The organism is Streptomyces sp. NPDC050263, assembly GCF_040655955.1.
Taxonomy (GTDB): Bacteria; Actinomycetota; Actinomycetes; order Streptomycetales; family Streptomycetaceae; genus Streptomyces.
Genome location: NZ_JBFAKW010000187.1, coordinates 1 through 14,164, shown reverse-complemented (window position 1 = coordinate 14,164; position 14,164 = coordinate 1). Strand labels below are relative to the sequence as shown.

Below are 14,164 nucleotides of genomic sequence, written 5' to 3'. Positions count from 1 at the left end.
GTACTGGACGTACTTGGGCTTTCGGCCGGTGCGGCGAGAGTGCGTGCCGGGCGTCGCGACGGGGCGAACGTTGCCTGCCGCGGCACTAGGACACCCGGCGGACCACGTAGACCGCACCGCGGTCCGCCGGCTCCTCACCGACGTACTCCTGGCCCCGCATCTCGCACCAGGCCGGGATGTCGAGCCGGGCCGCCTCGTCGTCGGACAGCACCCGCACGATGCCCCCGACCGGCACGTCCCCGAAGACCTTCGCCAGCTCGATGACGGGAATCGGGCACCGCTTGCCGAGCGCGTCCACGACGAGCGCGTCACCCCGCACCTCCGCGGCCGCAGCGGGCGCCCCGAGCTTCTCCCGCACCCCCGCCACCGCCCCCGGCAGCACGGCGAGGAACCGCTCCACGTCCTCCTCGGCGGTCCCCGCCGGCAGGGAGACCCGCACGTTCCCCTCGCTCAGCACCCCCATCGCCTTCAGCACATGGCTGGGCGTCAGCGTGCTGCTGGTGCAGGACGAACCGGAGGACACGGAGAAGCCCGCCCGGTCCAGGTCGTGGAGCAGCGCCTCCCCGTCGACATAGAGACAGGAGAAGGTGACGATCCCCGGCAGCCGCCGCTCGGGATCCCCGACCACCTCCACGTCCGGGACGACCGTTCCCACCCGGGCCCGGATCCGCGCCGTCAGCTCCCGCAGTCGTACCGCCTCGGCCGCCGCCTCCGCCCGCACCGCCCGTAGCGAGGCCGCCGCCGCCACGATGGCGGGAATGTTCTCGAACCCGGCGACCCGCCCCGACTCCCGCTCGTCCACGGGGCCCTGGACGGCGAACCGCACCCCCTTGCGCACCACGAGCACCCCCACCCCCGGCGGCCCGCCCCACTTGTGAGCGCTACCGGTCAGTACCGACCAGGGCCCCTCCACCGCCCCCCAGCCGAGCGACTGCGCCGCGTCCACCAGCAACGGCACCCCCGCCGCCCGGCACGCCTCGGCCACCTCGGCCACCGGCTGTGCGGTCCCCACCTCGTGGTTGGCGGACTGCAGACAGGCGAGCGCGGTGTCGGACCGCAGCGCCTCGGCGTACGACCCGACGGCCACCGCGCCCGTCCGCGCCACCGGCACCCGGGTGACTTCCCCGCCGTCCGCCTCGAACGCCTCGGCCGAATGAAGTACAGACGAGTGTTCGACGGCTGACACGATCAGGTGACGTCCGACGCGCCGCCGCCCGGCCGTCGCACCGGCGATCCCGGCGTGCACGGCCCGCGTTCCGGAGGAGGTGAAGGCCACCTCGTCCGCCCGGCACCCGACCGCCTCGGCCAGCGCCTCCCGGGCCGCGTCGAGCAGCATCCGCGCCCGACGCCCCTCCCGATACAACCGGGCAGGGTCGGCCCAGCCTTCGTCGAGCGAGGCCAACAGGGCCTGCCGGGCTACGGGATGCAGGGGAGCAGCAGAAGCGGCATCGAAGTAGGACACACGGCAACGGTAAAACTTGCGTCGGCTTTCAGGGGTGCGGGACTGCGCCGATACGCGGCTCAGCCGCGGGGCGCGATCAGCCACAACAGGCCTCCACACGCGACACAACCGAACGTTTCGAGCAATTAGGCGTCCCCGACCAACCGTCAGAAGTAGCCCCCGGCGCGTTGGGGACCCTCCCCGCGCGACCCCAAAACGCGTCCAGTAGGGTTTGGTCCGCATAAACATCCAAACCCCTGCCCGACGCAGGGCGGCGACCGACCAGCGAGAAGTCAGGCCGCAGCCGACCGCGCGGGCGAGACTCTCGGGAAGGCGCTACGTGAGTCCCAACGGCTCCGACCGCTCGCCGCGGCGCCCGATGCGGCGGAAGCTGCTGCAGGCAATGACCGCGGGCCTGGTCCTGGCGACCGCCACCGGTTGCACATACAAGGACTTCCCCCGCCTTGGTATGCCCACCCCGGTCACAGAAGAGGCTCCGCGGATCCTCTCCCTGTGGCAGGGCTCCTGGGCTGCCGCGCTGGCCACCGGCGTGCTGGTGTGGGGCCTGATCCTGTGGAGTGCTTTCTTCCACAGGCGCAGCCGCACGAAGATCGAGGTTCCTCCGCAGACCCGGTACAACATGCCCATCGAGGCGCTGTACACGGTGGTCCCGATCATCATCGTCTCGGTCCTCTTCTATTTCACGGCCCGCGACGAGTCGAAGCTGCTGAGCCTCGACAAGAAGCCCGACGTCACGGTCAACGTGGTCGGCTTCCAGTGGAGCTGGTGCTTCAACTACATCGAGAACGTCGAAGGTTCCGACGGGGACGCGAAGACCGACAAGAACCTGGCCGCGATCCCGGACCGGTTCAAGGCGGACTTCCCGGACAATGCGGGTGGCACCTACACCTGCGGCGTCCCCAACGAGCGGAACCCGCAGACCAACAACCCGGGTCCGACCCTCTGGCTCCCCGAGGGCAAGACGGTCCGCTTCATCCTGACCTCGCGTGACGTCATCCACTCCTTCTGGGTGGTGCCGTTCCTGATGAAGCAGGACGTCATCCCGGGCCACACCAACGCCTTCCAGGTGACTCCCAACAAGGAGGGCACCTTCCTGGGCAAGTGCGCCGAACTCTGCGGCGTCGACCACTCCCGGATGCTGTTCAACGTGAAGGTCGTCTCTCAGGAGCGCTACGAGCAGCACCTCAAGGAACTCGTGGAGAAGGGGCAGACCGGTTACGTTCCCGCGGGCATCGAGCAGACGAGCCACGAGAAGAACCGGGAGACGAACAACCTGTGAGCATCCTCAACGAACCCCAGGGTGCCTCCGCAGCTGAGGACTCGTACGAGAACGAGCTGCCGGTCAGGCGCAAGCAGCCCGGCAACGTCGTGGTGAAGTGGCTGACGACCACCGACCACAAGACCATCGGTACGTTGTACCTGGTCACGTCGTTCGCGTTCTTCTGCATCGGTGGCGTAATGGCGCTCTTCATGCGCGCCGAGCTGGCCCGTCCGGGTCTGCAGATCATGTCGAACGAGCAGTTCAACCAGGCGTTCACGATGCACGGCACGATCATGCTGCTGATGTTCGCGACGCCGCTGTTCGCCGGCTTCACGAACTGGATCATGCCGCTCCAGATCGGCGCGCCGGACGTCGCCTTCCCGCGACTGAACATGTTCGCCTACTGGCTGTACCTGTTCGGCTCGCTCATCGCGGTCGGCGGCTTCCTCACCCCGCAGGGCGCGGCCGACTTCGGCTGGTTCGCCTACAGCCCGCTCTCGGACGCGGTCCGCTCCCCGGGCATCGGCGCCGACCTGTGGATCATGGGCCTGGCCTTCTCCGGCTTCGGCACCATCCTCGGCTCGGTCAACTTCATCACCACCATCATCTGCATGCGCGCCCCGGGCATGACGATGTTCCGCATGCCGATCTTCGTGTGGAACGTGCTGCTGACCGGTGTCCTGGTCCTGCTGGCCTTCCCGGTCCTCGCGGCCGCGCTGTTCGCCCTGGAGGCGGACCGCAAGTTCGGCGCCCATATCTTCGACGCGGCCAACGGCGGCGCGTTGCTATGGCAACACCTCTTCTGGTTCTTCGGCCATCCAGAGGTGTACATCATCGCCCTACCGTTCTTCGGCATCATCTCCGAAGTGATCCCGGTGTTCTCCCGAAAGCCGATGTTCGGCTACATGGGCCTGATCGCCGCGACCATCTCCATCGCCGGTCTCTCCGTGACGGTGTGGGCGCACCACATGTACGTCACAGGCGGCGTCCTCCTACCGTTCTTCTCCTTCATGACGTTCCTCATCGCCGTGCCGACAGGCGTGAAGTTCTTCAACTGGATCGGAACGATGTGGAAGGGCTCACTGTCCTTCGAGACACCGATGCTGTGGGCGACGGGCTTCCTCATCACCTTCACCTTCGGCGGTCTGACCGGCGTCATCCTGGCCTCGCCGCCGATGGACTTCCACGTGTCCGACTCGTACTTCGTGGTGGCGCACTTCCACTACGTCGTCTTCGGCACCGTCGTCTTCGCGATGTTCTCCGGCTTCCACTTCTGGTGGCCGAAGTTCACCGGCAAGATGCTGGACGAACGCCTCGGCAAGATCACCTTCTGGACGCTGTTCGTCGGCTTCCACGGCACCTTCCTGGTCCAGCACTGGCTGGGCGCCGAGGGCATGCCGCGTCGCTACGCCGACTATCTGGCGCAGGACGGCTTCACCGCCCTGAACACGATCTCGACGATCAGCTCGTTCGTCCTCGGTCTGTCCGTCCTGCCGTTCTTCTACAACGTGTGGAAGACCGCCAAGTACGGCAAGCCGGTCGGCGTCGACGACCCGTGGGGCTACGGCCGCTCCCTGGAGTGGGCCACCTCCTGCCCGCCGCCGCGCCACAACTTCCTCACCCTGCCGCGGATCCGCAGTGAATCCCCGGCGTTCGACCTGCACCACCCGGAGATCGCCGCGCTCGAGCAGCTGGAGCACAGCGGCCACGGCGCGAGTGCCATCGCAGGCGACAAGGAGGCCGGCAAGTGAAGGTCCAAGGATGGATGTTCACGTGGCTGAGCGTGTTCATCCTCATCATGGCCATCGTCTACGGCGTCTGGTCGAAGGAGCCCGCGGGCACCACGGCCCTCTTCCTCGCCTTCGGCCTGTCCATCATGATCGGCTTCTACCTGGGCTTCACGGCCAAGCGGGTCGACTCGGGCGCGCAGGACAACAAGGAAGCGGACGTCGCGGACGACGCCGGCGAGCTGGGCTTCTTCAGCCCGCACAGCTGGCAGCCGCTGTCGCTCGGCATCGGCGGCGCGCTGGCCTTCCTGGGCGTCGCGATCGGCTGGTGGCTGCTCTACTTCTCCGTCCCGCTGATCATGATCGGTCTGTGGGGCTGGGTCTTCGAGTACTACCACGGTGAGAACCGCACCCAGTAACACGCGCTGAACGCGGCGAGAGCCCGGACACTCCGTCAGGAGGGTCCGGGCTCACGCTTTTGCCGTAGCGGCGCTGCTCCGTCCGTGTCACTCAGCGCGCCGCCGCCGACACGGCTCCCTAGCGTGAAGTCATGAGCCACCAACCACGCCCCCGCACCGTCGTCGGCTGCACCCTGCTGGTGATCGCCCTGGGCGCGGTCGCGAGCGCCTGCGGCTCGGACGGCAACCCACTGTCCGCGCGCCCCTACGACGCGACGGACCAGATCTCCTTCAACGGCGCCGACGAGGACGGGAAGAAGGCCGACCCGGACAAGCCCCTGGAGGTCACGGCGGAGGACGACGACCGCATCACGGACGTCACCGCCGTGGACGGCACAGGCCGCTACGTGCCGGGCGAACTCTCCGCCGACGGCAGCCGCTGGCACAGCACCGAGCCGCTGGCCGCAGGCGCCCGCTACACGGTCCGGGTGAGCACCGAGGACGACGACGGCGCACCCGGCCGCCGGGTCCTCACCTTCGACACCGGCAAGCCCACCAGCAAGAAGCGGCTGGCGGTCACGTTCGGCCCCGACGCGGGCGAGTACGGCGTCGGCCAGCCCGTCACCGCCAAGCTGGACCAGCCCGTCAAGGACCCCGCCCAGCGCGCCGTCGTCGAACGCGCCCTCAAGGTCGACTCCACGCCCTCCGTGCAGGGCGGCTGGCACTGGGTGGACGACAAGGAACTCCACTACCGGCCCAAGGACTACTGGCCCGCCCACGCCACCGTCCGCGTCCACAGCAACCTGGACGGCATCAAGATCAGCGACCGGCTGTGGGGCGGCCCGGCGAAGGAGCTCAAGCTCACCATCGGCGACCGGGTCATCGCCGTGACGGACGCGTCGTCGCACTCCATGACGGTCTCCAAGAACAACGAGGAGATCAACCAGATCCCCGTCACCACCGGAAAGCCCGGCTTCGAGACCCGCAACGGCGTCAAGGTCGTCCTGGGCAAGGAGTACTTCGTACGGATGCGCGGCACCACCGTCGGCATCGCGGAGGGCTCCTCCGAGTCGTACGACCTGCCCGTCTACTACGCCACCCGGGTCACCTGGAGCGGCGAGTACGTGCACGCCGCGCCCTGGTCCGTGGGCTCCCAGGGCTATGCGAACGTCAGCCACGGCTGCACCGGCATGAGCACGTCCAACGCCGAGTGGTTCTTCGACAACGTGCGCGCGGGCGACGTGGTCCAGGTCGTCAACAGCTACGGCGACACGATGGAGACCTTCGGCAACGGCTTCGGCGACTGGAACCTGGACTGGCAGAAGTGGACCAAGGGCAGCGCCCTGACAGGCGGCAGCCAGGACGCGCAACAGGCGACGTCACGATTGCAGCCCACAGCGGTGTAGGCGCCCCTCGGGGCGCGGGGCTGTATCGATGTGCGGCTCCGTCGCGTGGGCGCGACCAGCCGCCACCGGACCCGCGGTCGCCGTACGGCCCCCGCCCCCGAAGGGCTACGCGCTCTGCTGGAGGTTCTTCCGGCGCAACAGGGACGCCAACGCCGAGGCGAACTCGACCGGCTCCACAGGCAGCGTCACCGCCGCGTCCGCCCGGCTCCACGTGGCGAGCCACGCATCCTGCGGCCGCCCGATCAGCAACAGCACCGGCGGGCACTGGAACACCTCGTCCTTCACCTGCCGGCACAGCCCCATGCCCCCCATCGGCGCGGACTCCCCGTCGAAGACGCAGACGTCGATCCCGCCCTTGTCCAACTCCGTGAGCACCGCCGCGGGCGTCGCGCACTCGAGGAACTCGACGAGCGGCGCATCGGGGGAGGGCCGTCGGCCGGAGGCCGACCGCACCTGCTCGCGGGTGTTGGAGTCGTCGCTGTAGACCAGCACCGTGGCGGTCGCCTGCATGCTTCCTCCGTGACATCAGCGTCGTACGGACAGAACCGATGCCGCGGATGCTACTCCCTTGAACACCTCGTCAACACCGCTTGGAACGCCACTTCGATGAGCCATACGGGCAGTACACGCGGTGTGAACACTCCGAACGGCACCCCCGGGAGTGAGGGCTGGATAAGGGACCGACATAATGTCGGTCGTGGCGACAGCAACGACAGTAGAAACCGGGCACGCGCACCCGTCGGTCAATCGGCCGAACCTCACCAGCGTCGGAACCATCATCTGGCTGAGCTCCGAGCTGATGTTCTTCGCGGCCCTCTTCGCGATGTACTTCACCCTGCGATCGGTGACCGGGCCGGATCACTGGAAGGAAATGGCCGAGAGCCTGAACTTCCCGTTCTCGGCGACGAACACCACGATCCTGGTGCTCTCCTCCCTCACCTGCCAGCTCGGCGTCTTCGCCGCCGAGCGCGGTGACGTGAAGAAGCTCAGGATGTGGTTCATCGTCACCTTCATCATGGGTGCGATCTTCATCGGCGGTCAGATCTTCGAGTACACGGAGCTGGTGAAGAAGGACGGGCTCTCGCTCTCCTCCGACCCGTACGGCTCGGTGTTCTACCTGACCACCGGCTTCCACGGCATGCACGTGACGGGCGGCCTCATCGCCTTCCTGTTCGTCCTCGGCCGCACCTACGCGGCCAAGAGGTTCACCCACGAGCAGGCGACCGCGGCCATCGTCGTGTCCTACTACTGGCACTTCGTCGATGTCGTCTGGATCGGCCTCTTCGCCACGATCTACATGATCAAGTAGCCGGGCCCGCTCCCGCACATCCGTAACGCATCGACGCAGAAGATCCTGACACCGGGGTAATCCGTGAAAAAGCTCTCCGCACGACGACGCCATCCGCTGGCGGCGCTCGTCGTCCTACTCCTCGCGCTGGCATGCACAGGGGGGCTGTACGCCGTGTTCGCGCCCGCGAGCAAGGCGCAGGCAGACGACACCGCCCAGTCCCTCGCCATCGACGAGGGCAAGAAGCTCTACGCCGTAGGCTGCGCCAGCTGCCACGGCACCGGAGGTCAGGGCAGCTCCGACGGTCCCAGCCTGGTCGGCGTGGGCGCCGCGGCCGTGGACTTCCAGGTCGGCACCGGCCGGATGCCGGCGGCGACCTCCCAGGGCGCCCAGGTGGTGAAGAAGAAGAACATCTACACGCAGGCCGAGATCGACCAGCTCGCCGCGTACATCTCCTCCCTCGGCGCCGGCCCGTCCGTGCCGACCGAGGCCGAGTACAGCCCGGAGGGCGCGGACATCGCCAAGGGTGGCGACCTGTTCCGCACCAACTGCGCGCAGTGCCACAACTTCACCGGCAAGGGCGGCGCCCTCACCGAGGGCAAGTTCGCTCCGACCCTGGAGGGTGTGGACCCGAAGCACGTCTACGAGGCCATGCAGACGGGCCCGCAGAACATGCCCTCCTTCCCCGACACCACGCTGTCGGAGCAGAACAAGAAGGACATCATCGCGTACCTGCACGCGGTCAACAGCGACGATACGAACAACCCCGGTGGTCTGGAGCTGGGCGGCCTCGGGCCGGTCACCGAGGGCCTCTTCGCCTGGATCTTCGGACTCGGCGCGCTGATCGCAGTCGCCGTCTGGGTCGCCGCTCGGACCGCAAAGGCCAAGAAGTCATGAGTAGCCAAGACATTCCAGAAGAGAACCTGCCGGCTGAGCAGTCCGCAGGACATCATGAGCACGCCCATGGCGCGGTATCCGTCGCGGACGAGAAGAACCCGTTCGCGGACCCCGGTCTGCCGCCCCACGAGCACCGCATCCAGGACATCGACGAGCGGGCCGCCAAGCGGTCCGAGCGTGCGGTCGCCTTCCTGTTCACGCTGTCGATGCTCGCCACGGTCGGCTTCATCGCCTCGTACGTGGCGATCCCCGCCGACAAGTCGATCTTCGTGTTCCCGATCGGCCACCTCAGTGCGCTGAACTTCGCGCTGGGTCTGACGCTGGGCACGGCGCTGTTCTCCATCGGCGCCGGCGCGGTCCACTGGGCCCGCACCCTGATGTCGGACGAGGAGATCGCCGACGACCGGCACCCGATCGCGGCCGAGCCCGAGGTCCGGGCCAAGGTCCACGCGGACTTCAAGCAGGGCGCCAAGGAATCGGCGATGGGTCGGCGCAAGCTGGTCCGCAACACGATGTTCGGCGCCCTCACCCTGGTGCCGCTCTCCGGCATCGTGCTGCTGCGCGACCTCGGTCCGCTGCCCGAGGACAAGCTGCGGCACACGCTGTGGTCCAAGGGCAAGCTGCTCGTCAACATGAACACGAACGAGCCGCTGCGTCCCTCGGACGTCGCCGTCGGTTCGCTCACCTTCGCCAAGCCCGAGGGCTTGGAGGAGCACGACGAGGACTTCCAGAACGAGATCGCCAAGGCGGCCCTGATGATCGTCCGGCTCCAGCCGGACAACATCAAGGACAAGCAGGAACTCGACTGGTCCTACCAGGGCATCGTGGCGTACTCGAAGATCTGCACCCACGTCGGTTGCCCGATCTCGCTGTACGAGCAGCAGACGCACCACGTGCTGTGCCCTTGCCACCAGTCCACCTTCGACCTCTCCGACGGTGCCCGAGTGATCTTCGGTCCCGCCGGTCACGCCCTGCCGCAGCTGCGCATCGGTGTGAACGACGAGGGCTACCTCGAGGCGCTCGGCGACTTCGAAGAGCCCGTCGGTCCTGCATTCTGGGAGCGCGGATGAGCACCACAGAGAAGACAGAGACCCGCGAACGCGGGAAGGCGCCGGCCGGCGAGCGCGTCGCCGACTGGGCCGACGGCCGGCTGGGGATCTACTCCCTGGCCAAGGCCAACATGCGCAAGATCTTCCCCGACCACTGGTCGTTCATGTTGGGCGAGGTCTGCCTCTACAGCTTCATCATCATCATCCTGACGGGTGTGTATCTGACGCTGTTCTTCCACCCGTCGATGAACGAGGTGGAGTACCACGGCAGCTACGTCCCGCTCCAGGGACAGCTGATGTCCGAGGCGTTCAGCTCGACCCTGCACATCTCCTTCGACGTGCGCGGCGGTCTGCTCATCCGGCAGATCCACCACTGGGCGGCGCTGATCTTCCTCGCCGGCATGTTCGTGCACATGATGCGCGTGTTCTTCACGGGCGCGTTCCGCAAGCCGCGTGAGATCAACTGGCTGTTCGGCTTCCTGCTGTTCGTCCTGGGCATGTTCACCGGTTTCACCGGTTACTCGCTCCCGGACGACCTGCTCTCCGGCACCGGTGTCCGCTTCACCCAGGGCGCGATCCTGTCGATGCCGATCGTCGGCACCTACATCTCGATGTTCCTGTTCGGCGGGGAGTTCCCGGGTCACGACTTCGTGGCGCGGTTCTACTCGATCCACATCCTGCTGCTGCCGGGCATCATGCTCGGCCTCCTGGTGGGCCACCTGATCCTGGTCTTCTACCACAAGCACACGCAGTTCGCGGGCCCCGGAAAGAGCAACAAGAACGTCGTCGGCATGCCGCTGCTGCCGGTGTACATCGCCAAGGCCGGAGGCTTCTTCTTCCTGGTCTTCGGTGTGATCGCGGTCATCGCGGCGATCGCGCAGATCAACCCGATCTGGGCCATGGGCCCCTACCGTCCGGACCAGGTGTCGACCGGCGCCCAGCCCGACTGGTACATGGGCTTCGCCGAGGGTCTCATCCGCTTCATGCCGGGCTGGGAGATCAATATCTGGGGTCACACGCTCGTCCTGGGCGTGTTCATCCCGCTGGTGCTCTTCGGCGTGGTCCTCGCGGCGCTGGCGATGTACCCCTTCATCGAGTCCTGGGTCACCGGCGACAAGCGCGAGCACCACATCCTGGACCGCCCGCGCAACGCGCCGACCCGGACCGCGCTGGGCGTCGCCTGGGTCACGATGTACATGATCACGCTGGTCGGCGGTGGCAACGACCTGTGGGCCACCCACTTCCACCTGTCGATCAACTCGATCACCTGGTTCGTCCGGATCTTCTTCTTCGTCGGACCGGTCATCGCGTACATCTTCACCAAGCGGATCTGCCTCGGCCTCCAGCGCCGGGACCGGGACAAGGTGCTGCACGGTCGCGAGACCGGCACCATCAAGCGCCTGCCGCACGGTGAGTTCGTCGAGATCCACGAGCCGCTCAGCCAGGAGCAGCTGCACACCCTCACCGCGCACGAGCAGTACGAGCCCGCCGCGATCGGCCCCGCGGTCGACGAGAACGGCGTCGAGCGCAAGGTGACGGGCTCCGAGAAGCTGCGCGCCAAGATCAGCGGCGCGTACTTCGGCGAGGACCAGCAGATCCCGAAGCCCACCGTCGAGGAGTACAAGGAGATCACCAGCGGCCACGGCCACCACTGATCGCTTGCGGCGTCGCCACGCCACCGCAAAGGGCCCCGTCCGGTCTTCGGACGGGGCCCTTTGCCGTGCCCACGGGCTGGATAGGGTGGGGACACACTCTTCTACGAGAGCCCTAGAAGATCGTTACGACACCCAGGAGCGGCTGATGAGCGCTGTGACTCCCGCTGGAGGCGACACCGCGGCGGGCCGTTCCTGGCCCGAGGTGCTGAACAGCCTGCTGTACGGCCACGACCAGGGCGCCGACGCCACGTTCTGGGCGCTGGACCGGATCATGCGCGGTGAGGCGACCGACGCGCAGATCGCCGGGTTCGTGGTGGCGCTGCGGGCCAAGGGCGAGACCGTCGAGGAGATCAACGGGCTCGTCCGGGCGATGTACGAGCACGCCAACCTGATCGAGGTGCCGGGCCGTACCGTCGACATCGTCGGCACGGGCGGCGACGGCGCGAAGACGGTCAACATCTCCACGATGTCGGCGATCGTCGTGGCCGGCGCGGGCGCCACGGTCGTCAAGCACGGCAACCGGGCCGCGTCCTCCGCGTCCGGCGCCTCGGACGTCCTGGAGAAGCTCGGCGTCAATCTGGAGCTGACGCCGAAGCGGGTGGCCGAGGTGGCCCAGGAGGCCGGGATCACCTTCTGCTTCGCGATCAAGTTCCACCCGGCGCTGCGTCATGTGGGCGCGGCCCGCGGTCAGTTGGGCATCCGCACGGTGTTCAACGTCCTCGGCCCGCTGACGAACCCCGCGAAGGTACGGGCCCAGGCGGTCGGCGTCGCGGACCCGCGGATGGCGCCGGTCGTGGCGGGCGTCTTCGCCGAGCGCGGCAACTCGTCCCTGGTCTTCCGGGGCGACGACGGCCTGGACGAGCTGACGACGACGGCCACGTCCCATGTGTGGGTCGTCCGCGACGGCAAGGTCACCGAGGAGAGCTTCGACCCGCGGGACGTCGGCCTGGAGCTGGTCCCCGTGGAGGCCCTGCGGGGCGGGGACCCGTCGTACAACGCGGAGGTCGCCCGCCGCCTCCTGGAGGGCGAGCCCGGCCCGGTGCGGGAGGCCGTGCTGCTGAACTCGGCGGCCGCGCTGGTGGCCCTCGACCCGGGCGGCGCAACGCTGGCCGAGCAGATCCGGGCCGGCATGGACCGGGCGGCCGAGTCCATCGACTCCGGCGCGGCCAAGCGGTCGCTGGAGCGCTGGGTCGCCGCCGGCAACGCGTAGACGCCCGCTGGAAGAGCCGCGAGGCGTCGTCGGTCGTCCCGCGATCCGGACACGGGTTGCGGGGCGACGATCATCTCGCGTACGTTCCCGTATCAGGTCATGAGTGACAGTCAAGAGGCCCCGGCCGACTGTCCGGCAACCCTCCGTCCGTGGCGGGGTGCCCCGGGTGAAGACCAGGCTGTGCACAAAGGGTGTACGGCAAGCGCGGATCCCTCACACGCTTCTGAGAGCGTGCGGCCAGGGATCCTGGTCATCGAGGGAGCCTTCTGTGAGCAAGCGAATGCGATAGGGCGCAGAGCCCCGCTTCCGCGTACCCCCTTTCACTTTTCCCTTGCCTCACACGGGAGTTCCGCCATGTCCGTCTCCTTCCCCATCGCTGCCTCCGTCCAGACCGTTTGTGCGCCTCTGCCCGTTCTGGGTCGGGATGTCACCGTCCCGCTCGTCACGGGCGGCGAGGTCGCGTACGCGGCGCTCGACTACGCGGCCAGCGCGCCCGCCCTCCAGCGCGTCTGGGACGACGTGGCGGCCTACGCCCCCTACTACGGCAGCGTCCACCGCGGGGCCGGCTACCTCTCGCAGCTCTCCACCGACCTGTTCGAGAACGCCCGCCGGACGGTCACCGAGTTCCTGGACTGCCGCCCCGACGACCAGCTGATCTTCACCCGCTCCACCACGGACTCCCTCAACCTGCTCGCCGCGGCCCTCCCCGCCGACTGCCAGGTCTTCGTCTTCGAGACCGAGCACCACGCCTCGCTGCTGCCCTGGAAGGACGCCCGGGTCACCTACCTGGACGCCCCGCGCACCCCGCGCCAGGCCGTCGAGACCCTGGAGCGCGCCCTCGCCGACCGCGACCTCTACGGTCCGGCCCTGGTCTGCGTGACCGGCGCCTCGAACGTCACCGGCGAGCTGTGGCCGGTGCGCGAGCTGGCGGCGGCCGCCCACGCCCATGGCGCCCGTATCGTCCTGGACGCCGCCCAGCTGGCCCCCCACCACCCGGTGTCGGTGCGGGACCTCGACGTCGACTGGGTCGCCTTCTCCGGTCACAAGCTGTACGCGCCCTTCGGCTCCGGCGTCCTGGCCGGCCGCGCCGACTGGCTGGTCGCGGCCGACCCGTACCTCGCGGGCGGCGGCGCCAGTCGCAAGGTCACCCGGCGCGAGGACGGGGGAGTGGACGTGGAGTGGCACGAGAGCGCCGCCCGCCACGAGGCCGGCTCCCCGAACGTGATCGGCGCCTACTCCATCGCCGCGGCCTGCAAGGCGCTGACCGAGGCCGGGTTCGAGTCGCTGGTGGCCCGCGAACAGTGCCTGATCGAGCGGGTGCGGGCCGGCCTGGCCGAGGTGCCGCAGGTCAGGGTGCTGTCCCTGTTCGGCGACGACGCCCCTCGGGTGGGCGTGATCTCCTTCGTCGTCGAGGGCTGGAACAGCTCCCACTTCGCCGCCGCCCTCTCGGCCGAGTACGGCATCGGCGTCCGGGACGGCCTCTTCTGCGCCCACCCGCTGGTCCGCACCCTCCTGGGCGGCGACCCGCAGAGCCAGGGCGAGTGCGGGGCCCCCGAGGCGGCTCCCGGCGAGAAGTCCCTCAACGCCATCCGGGTGAGCTTCGGAGCGGGCACCCCCGACGAGCACGTGGAGCGCTTCGTGACCGCGGTACGGGAACTGGTGACCGACGGCGCGCGCTGGCAGTACCGGACGGAGGACGGCCGCTGCGTCCCGGCGGTCTAGGCCCGGACTTCGCAGGTCACTCGTTCGTGACTGCCGAAACCATGATCGACGACCGGGTCCGACTGGGGCTGACCGAAACCCGGGCACCG

Annotated in this window: 12 protein-coding genes and 1 riboswitch; of the genes, 10 read left to right on the top strand and 2 right to left on the bottom strand. The window is 68.3% G+C overall.

What is annotated here, in order from left to right; all coding sequences use genetic code 11:
* Positions 1-85: 85 nt before the first annotated feature.
* Positions 86-1,462, bottom strand: a complete 1,377-nt coding sequence (locus AB0J04_RS42995; protein WP_363174153.1) for an aminotransferase class V-fold PLP-dependent enzyme — start codon at positions 1,460-1,462, stop codon at positions 86-88.
* Between the two features lie 319 nt (positions 1,463-1,781).
* On the opposite strand from AB0J04_RS42995, the gene coxB reads away from it, so the two are divergent.
* From coxB to AB0J04_RS42975, 4 genes are all read left to right on the top strand, one after another.
* Complete coding sequence (gene coxB, locus AB0J04_RS42990; RefSeq protein ID WP_363174152.1) at positions 1,782-2,741, top strand: cytochrome c oxidase subunit II; 960 nt, start codon at positions 1,782-1,784, stop codon at positions 2,739-2,741.
* Entirely contained in the window at positions 2,738-4,474 is a 1,737-nt protein-coding gene (gene ctaD / locus AB0J04_RS42985) for a cytochrome c oxidase subunit I (protein WP_363174151.1), read from the top strand. The genes coxB and ctaD overlap by 4 nt, the downstream gene beginning before the upstream one ends.
* A complete protein-coding gene (locus tag AB0J04_RS42980) occupies positions 4,471-4,869 on the top strand; it encodes a cytochrome c oxidase subunit 4 (RefSeq protein WP_351912407.1) in 399 nt (132 codons plus the stop codon). The genes ctaD and AB0J04_RS42980 overlap by 4 nt, the downstream gene beginning before the upstream one ends.
* A 131-nt stretch (positions 4,870-5,000) precedes the next feature.
* Positions 5,001-6,254, top strand: a complete 1,254-nt coding sequence (locus AB0J04_RS42975; protein ID WP_363174150.1) for an Ig-like domain-containing protein — start codon at positions 5,001-5,003, stop codon at positions 6,252-6,254.
* 105 nt (positions 6,255-6,359) lie between these two features.
* On the opposite strand, the gene AB0J04_RS42970 is transcribed toward AB0J04_RS42975, so the two are convergent.
* On the bottom strand, positions 6,360-6,764 hold the full coding sequence (locus tag AB0J04_RS42970; protein ID WP_363174149.1) for a hypothetical protein: 405 nt from the start codon (positions 6,762-6,764) through the stop codon (positions 6,360-6,362).
* Positions 6,765-6,942: 178 nt separating this feature from the next.
* Between AB0J04_RS42970 and AB0J04_RS42965 the strand changes: the two genes are divergently transcribed.
* The 6 genes from AB0J04_RS42965 to AB0J04_RS42940 all read left to right on the top strand — a co-directional run bounded on the left by AB0J04_RS42965 (position 6,943) and on the right by AB0J04_RS42940 (position 14,075).
* Positions 6,943-7,563 (top strand): heme-copper oxidase subunit III, encoded by a 621-nt coding sequence (locus AB0J04_RS42965; protein ID WP_327314500.1) that lies wholly within the window; start codon positions 6,943-6,945, stop codon positions 7,561-7,563.
* Positions 7,564-7,626: 63 nt separating this feature from the next.
* Positions 7,627-8,439 carry a c-type cytochrome gene (locus AB0J04_RS42960; protein ID WP_363174148.1) on the top strand — a complete coding sequence of 271 codons (813 nt, stop codon included), beginning with the start codon at positions 7,627-7,629 and terminating at the stop codon, positions 8,437-8,439.
* Positions 8,436-9,509 (top strand): Rieske 2Fe-2S domain-containing protein, encoded by a 1,074-nt coding sequence (locus tag AB0J04_RS42955; protein WP_363174147.1) that lies wholly within the window; start codon positions 8,436-8,438, stop codon positions 9,507-9,509. Before AB0J04_RS42960 ends, AB0J04_RS42955 begins: the two co-directional genes overlap by 4 nt.
* Positions 9,506-11,143 carry a cytochrome bc complex cytochrome b subunit gene (locus AB0J04_RS42950; RefSeq protein ID WP_363174146.1) on the top strand — a complete coding sequence of 546 codons (1,638 nt, stop codon included), beginning with the start codon at positions 9,506-9,508 and terminating at the stop codon, positions 11,141-11,143. The genes AB0J04_RS42955 and AB0J04_RS42950 overlap by 4 nt, the downstream gene beginning before the upstream one ends.
* A gap of 145 nt (positions 11,144-11,288) precedes the next feature.
* The gene (gene trpD / locus AB0J04_RS42945; RefSeq protein WP_363174145.1) at positions 11,289-12,353 is read left to right on the top strand and encodes an anthranilate phosphoribosyltransferase; all 1,065 of its coding nucleotides are present in this window, start codon (positions 11,289-11,291) and stop codon (positions 12,351-12,353) included.
* A gap of 95 nt (positions 12,354-12,448) precedes the next feature.
* A riboswitch (SAM riboswitch) is annotated at positions 12,449-12,564 on the top strand.
* 143 nt (positions 12,565-12,707) lie between these two features.
* The gene (locus AB0J04_RS42940; RefSeq protein WP_363174144.1) at positions 12,708-14,075 is read left to right on the top strand and encodes an aminotransferase class V-fold PLP-dependent enzyme; all 1,368 of its coding nucleotides are present in this window, start codon (positions 12,708-12,710) and stop codon (positions 14,073-14,075) included.
* Positions 14,076-14,164 lie beyond the last annotated feature (89 nt).

Excerpts from the sequence above, each read along its gene's own strand:
- AB0J04_RS42965 (WP_327314500.1), top strand. The coding sequence starts at position 6,943 with ATGTCGGTCGTGGCGACAGCAACGACAGTAGAAACCGGGCACGCGCAC.
- AB0J04_RS42950 (WP_363174146.1), top strand. The coding sequence starts at position 9,506 with ATGAGCACCACAGAGAAGACAGAGACCCGCGAACGCGGGAAGGCGCCG.
- AB0J04_RS42975 (WP_363174150.1), top strand. The coding sequence starts at position 5,001 with ATGAGCCACCAACCACGCCCCCGCACCGTCGTCGGCTGCACCCTGCTG.
- AB0J04_RS42955 (WP_363174147.1), top strand. The coding sequence starts at position 8,436 with ATGAGTAGCCAAGACATTCCAGAAGAGAACCTGCCGGCTGAGCAGTCC.
- trpD (WP_363174145.1), top strand. The coding sequence starts at position 11,289 with ATGAGCGCTGTGACTCCCGCTGGAGGCGACACCGCGGCGGGCCGTTCC.
- AB0J04_RS42970 (WP_363174149.1), bottom strand. The coding sequence starts at position 6,764 with ATGCAGGCGACCGCCACGGTGCTGGTCTACAGCGACGACTCCAACACC.
- AB0J04_RS42940 (WP_363174144.1), top strand. The coding sequence starts at position 12,708 with ATGTCCGTCTCCTTCCCCATCGCTGCCTCCGTCCAGACCGTTTGTGCG.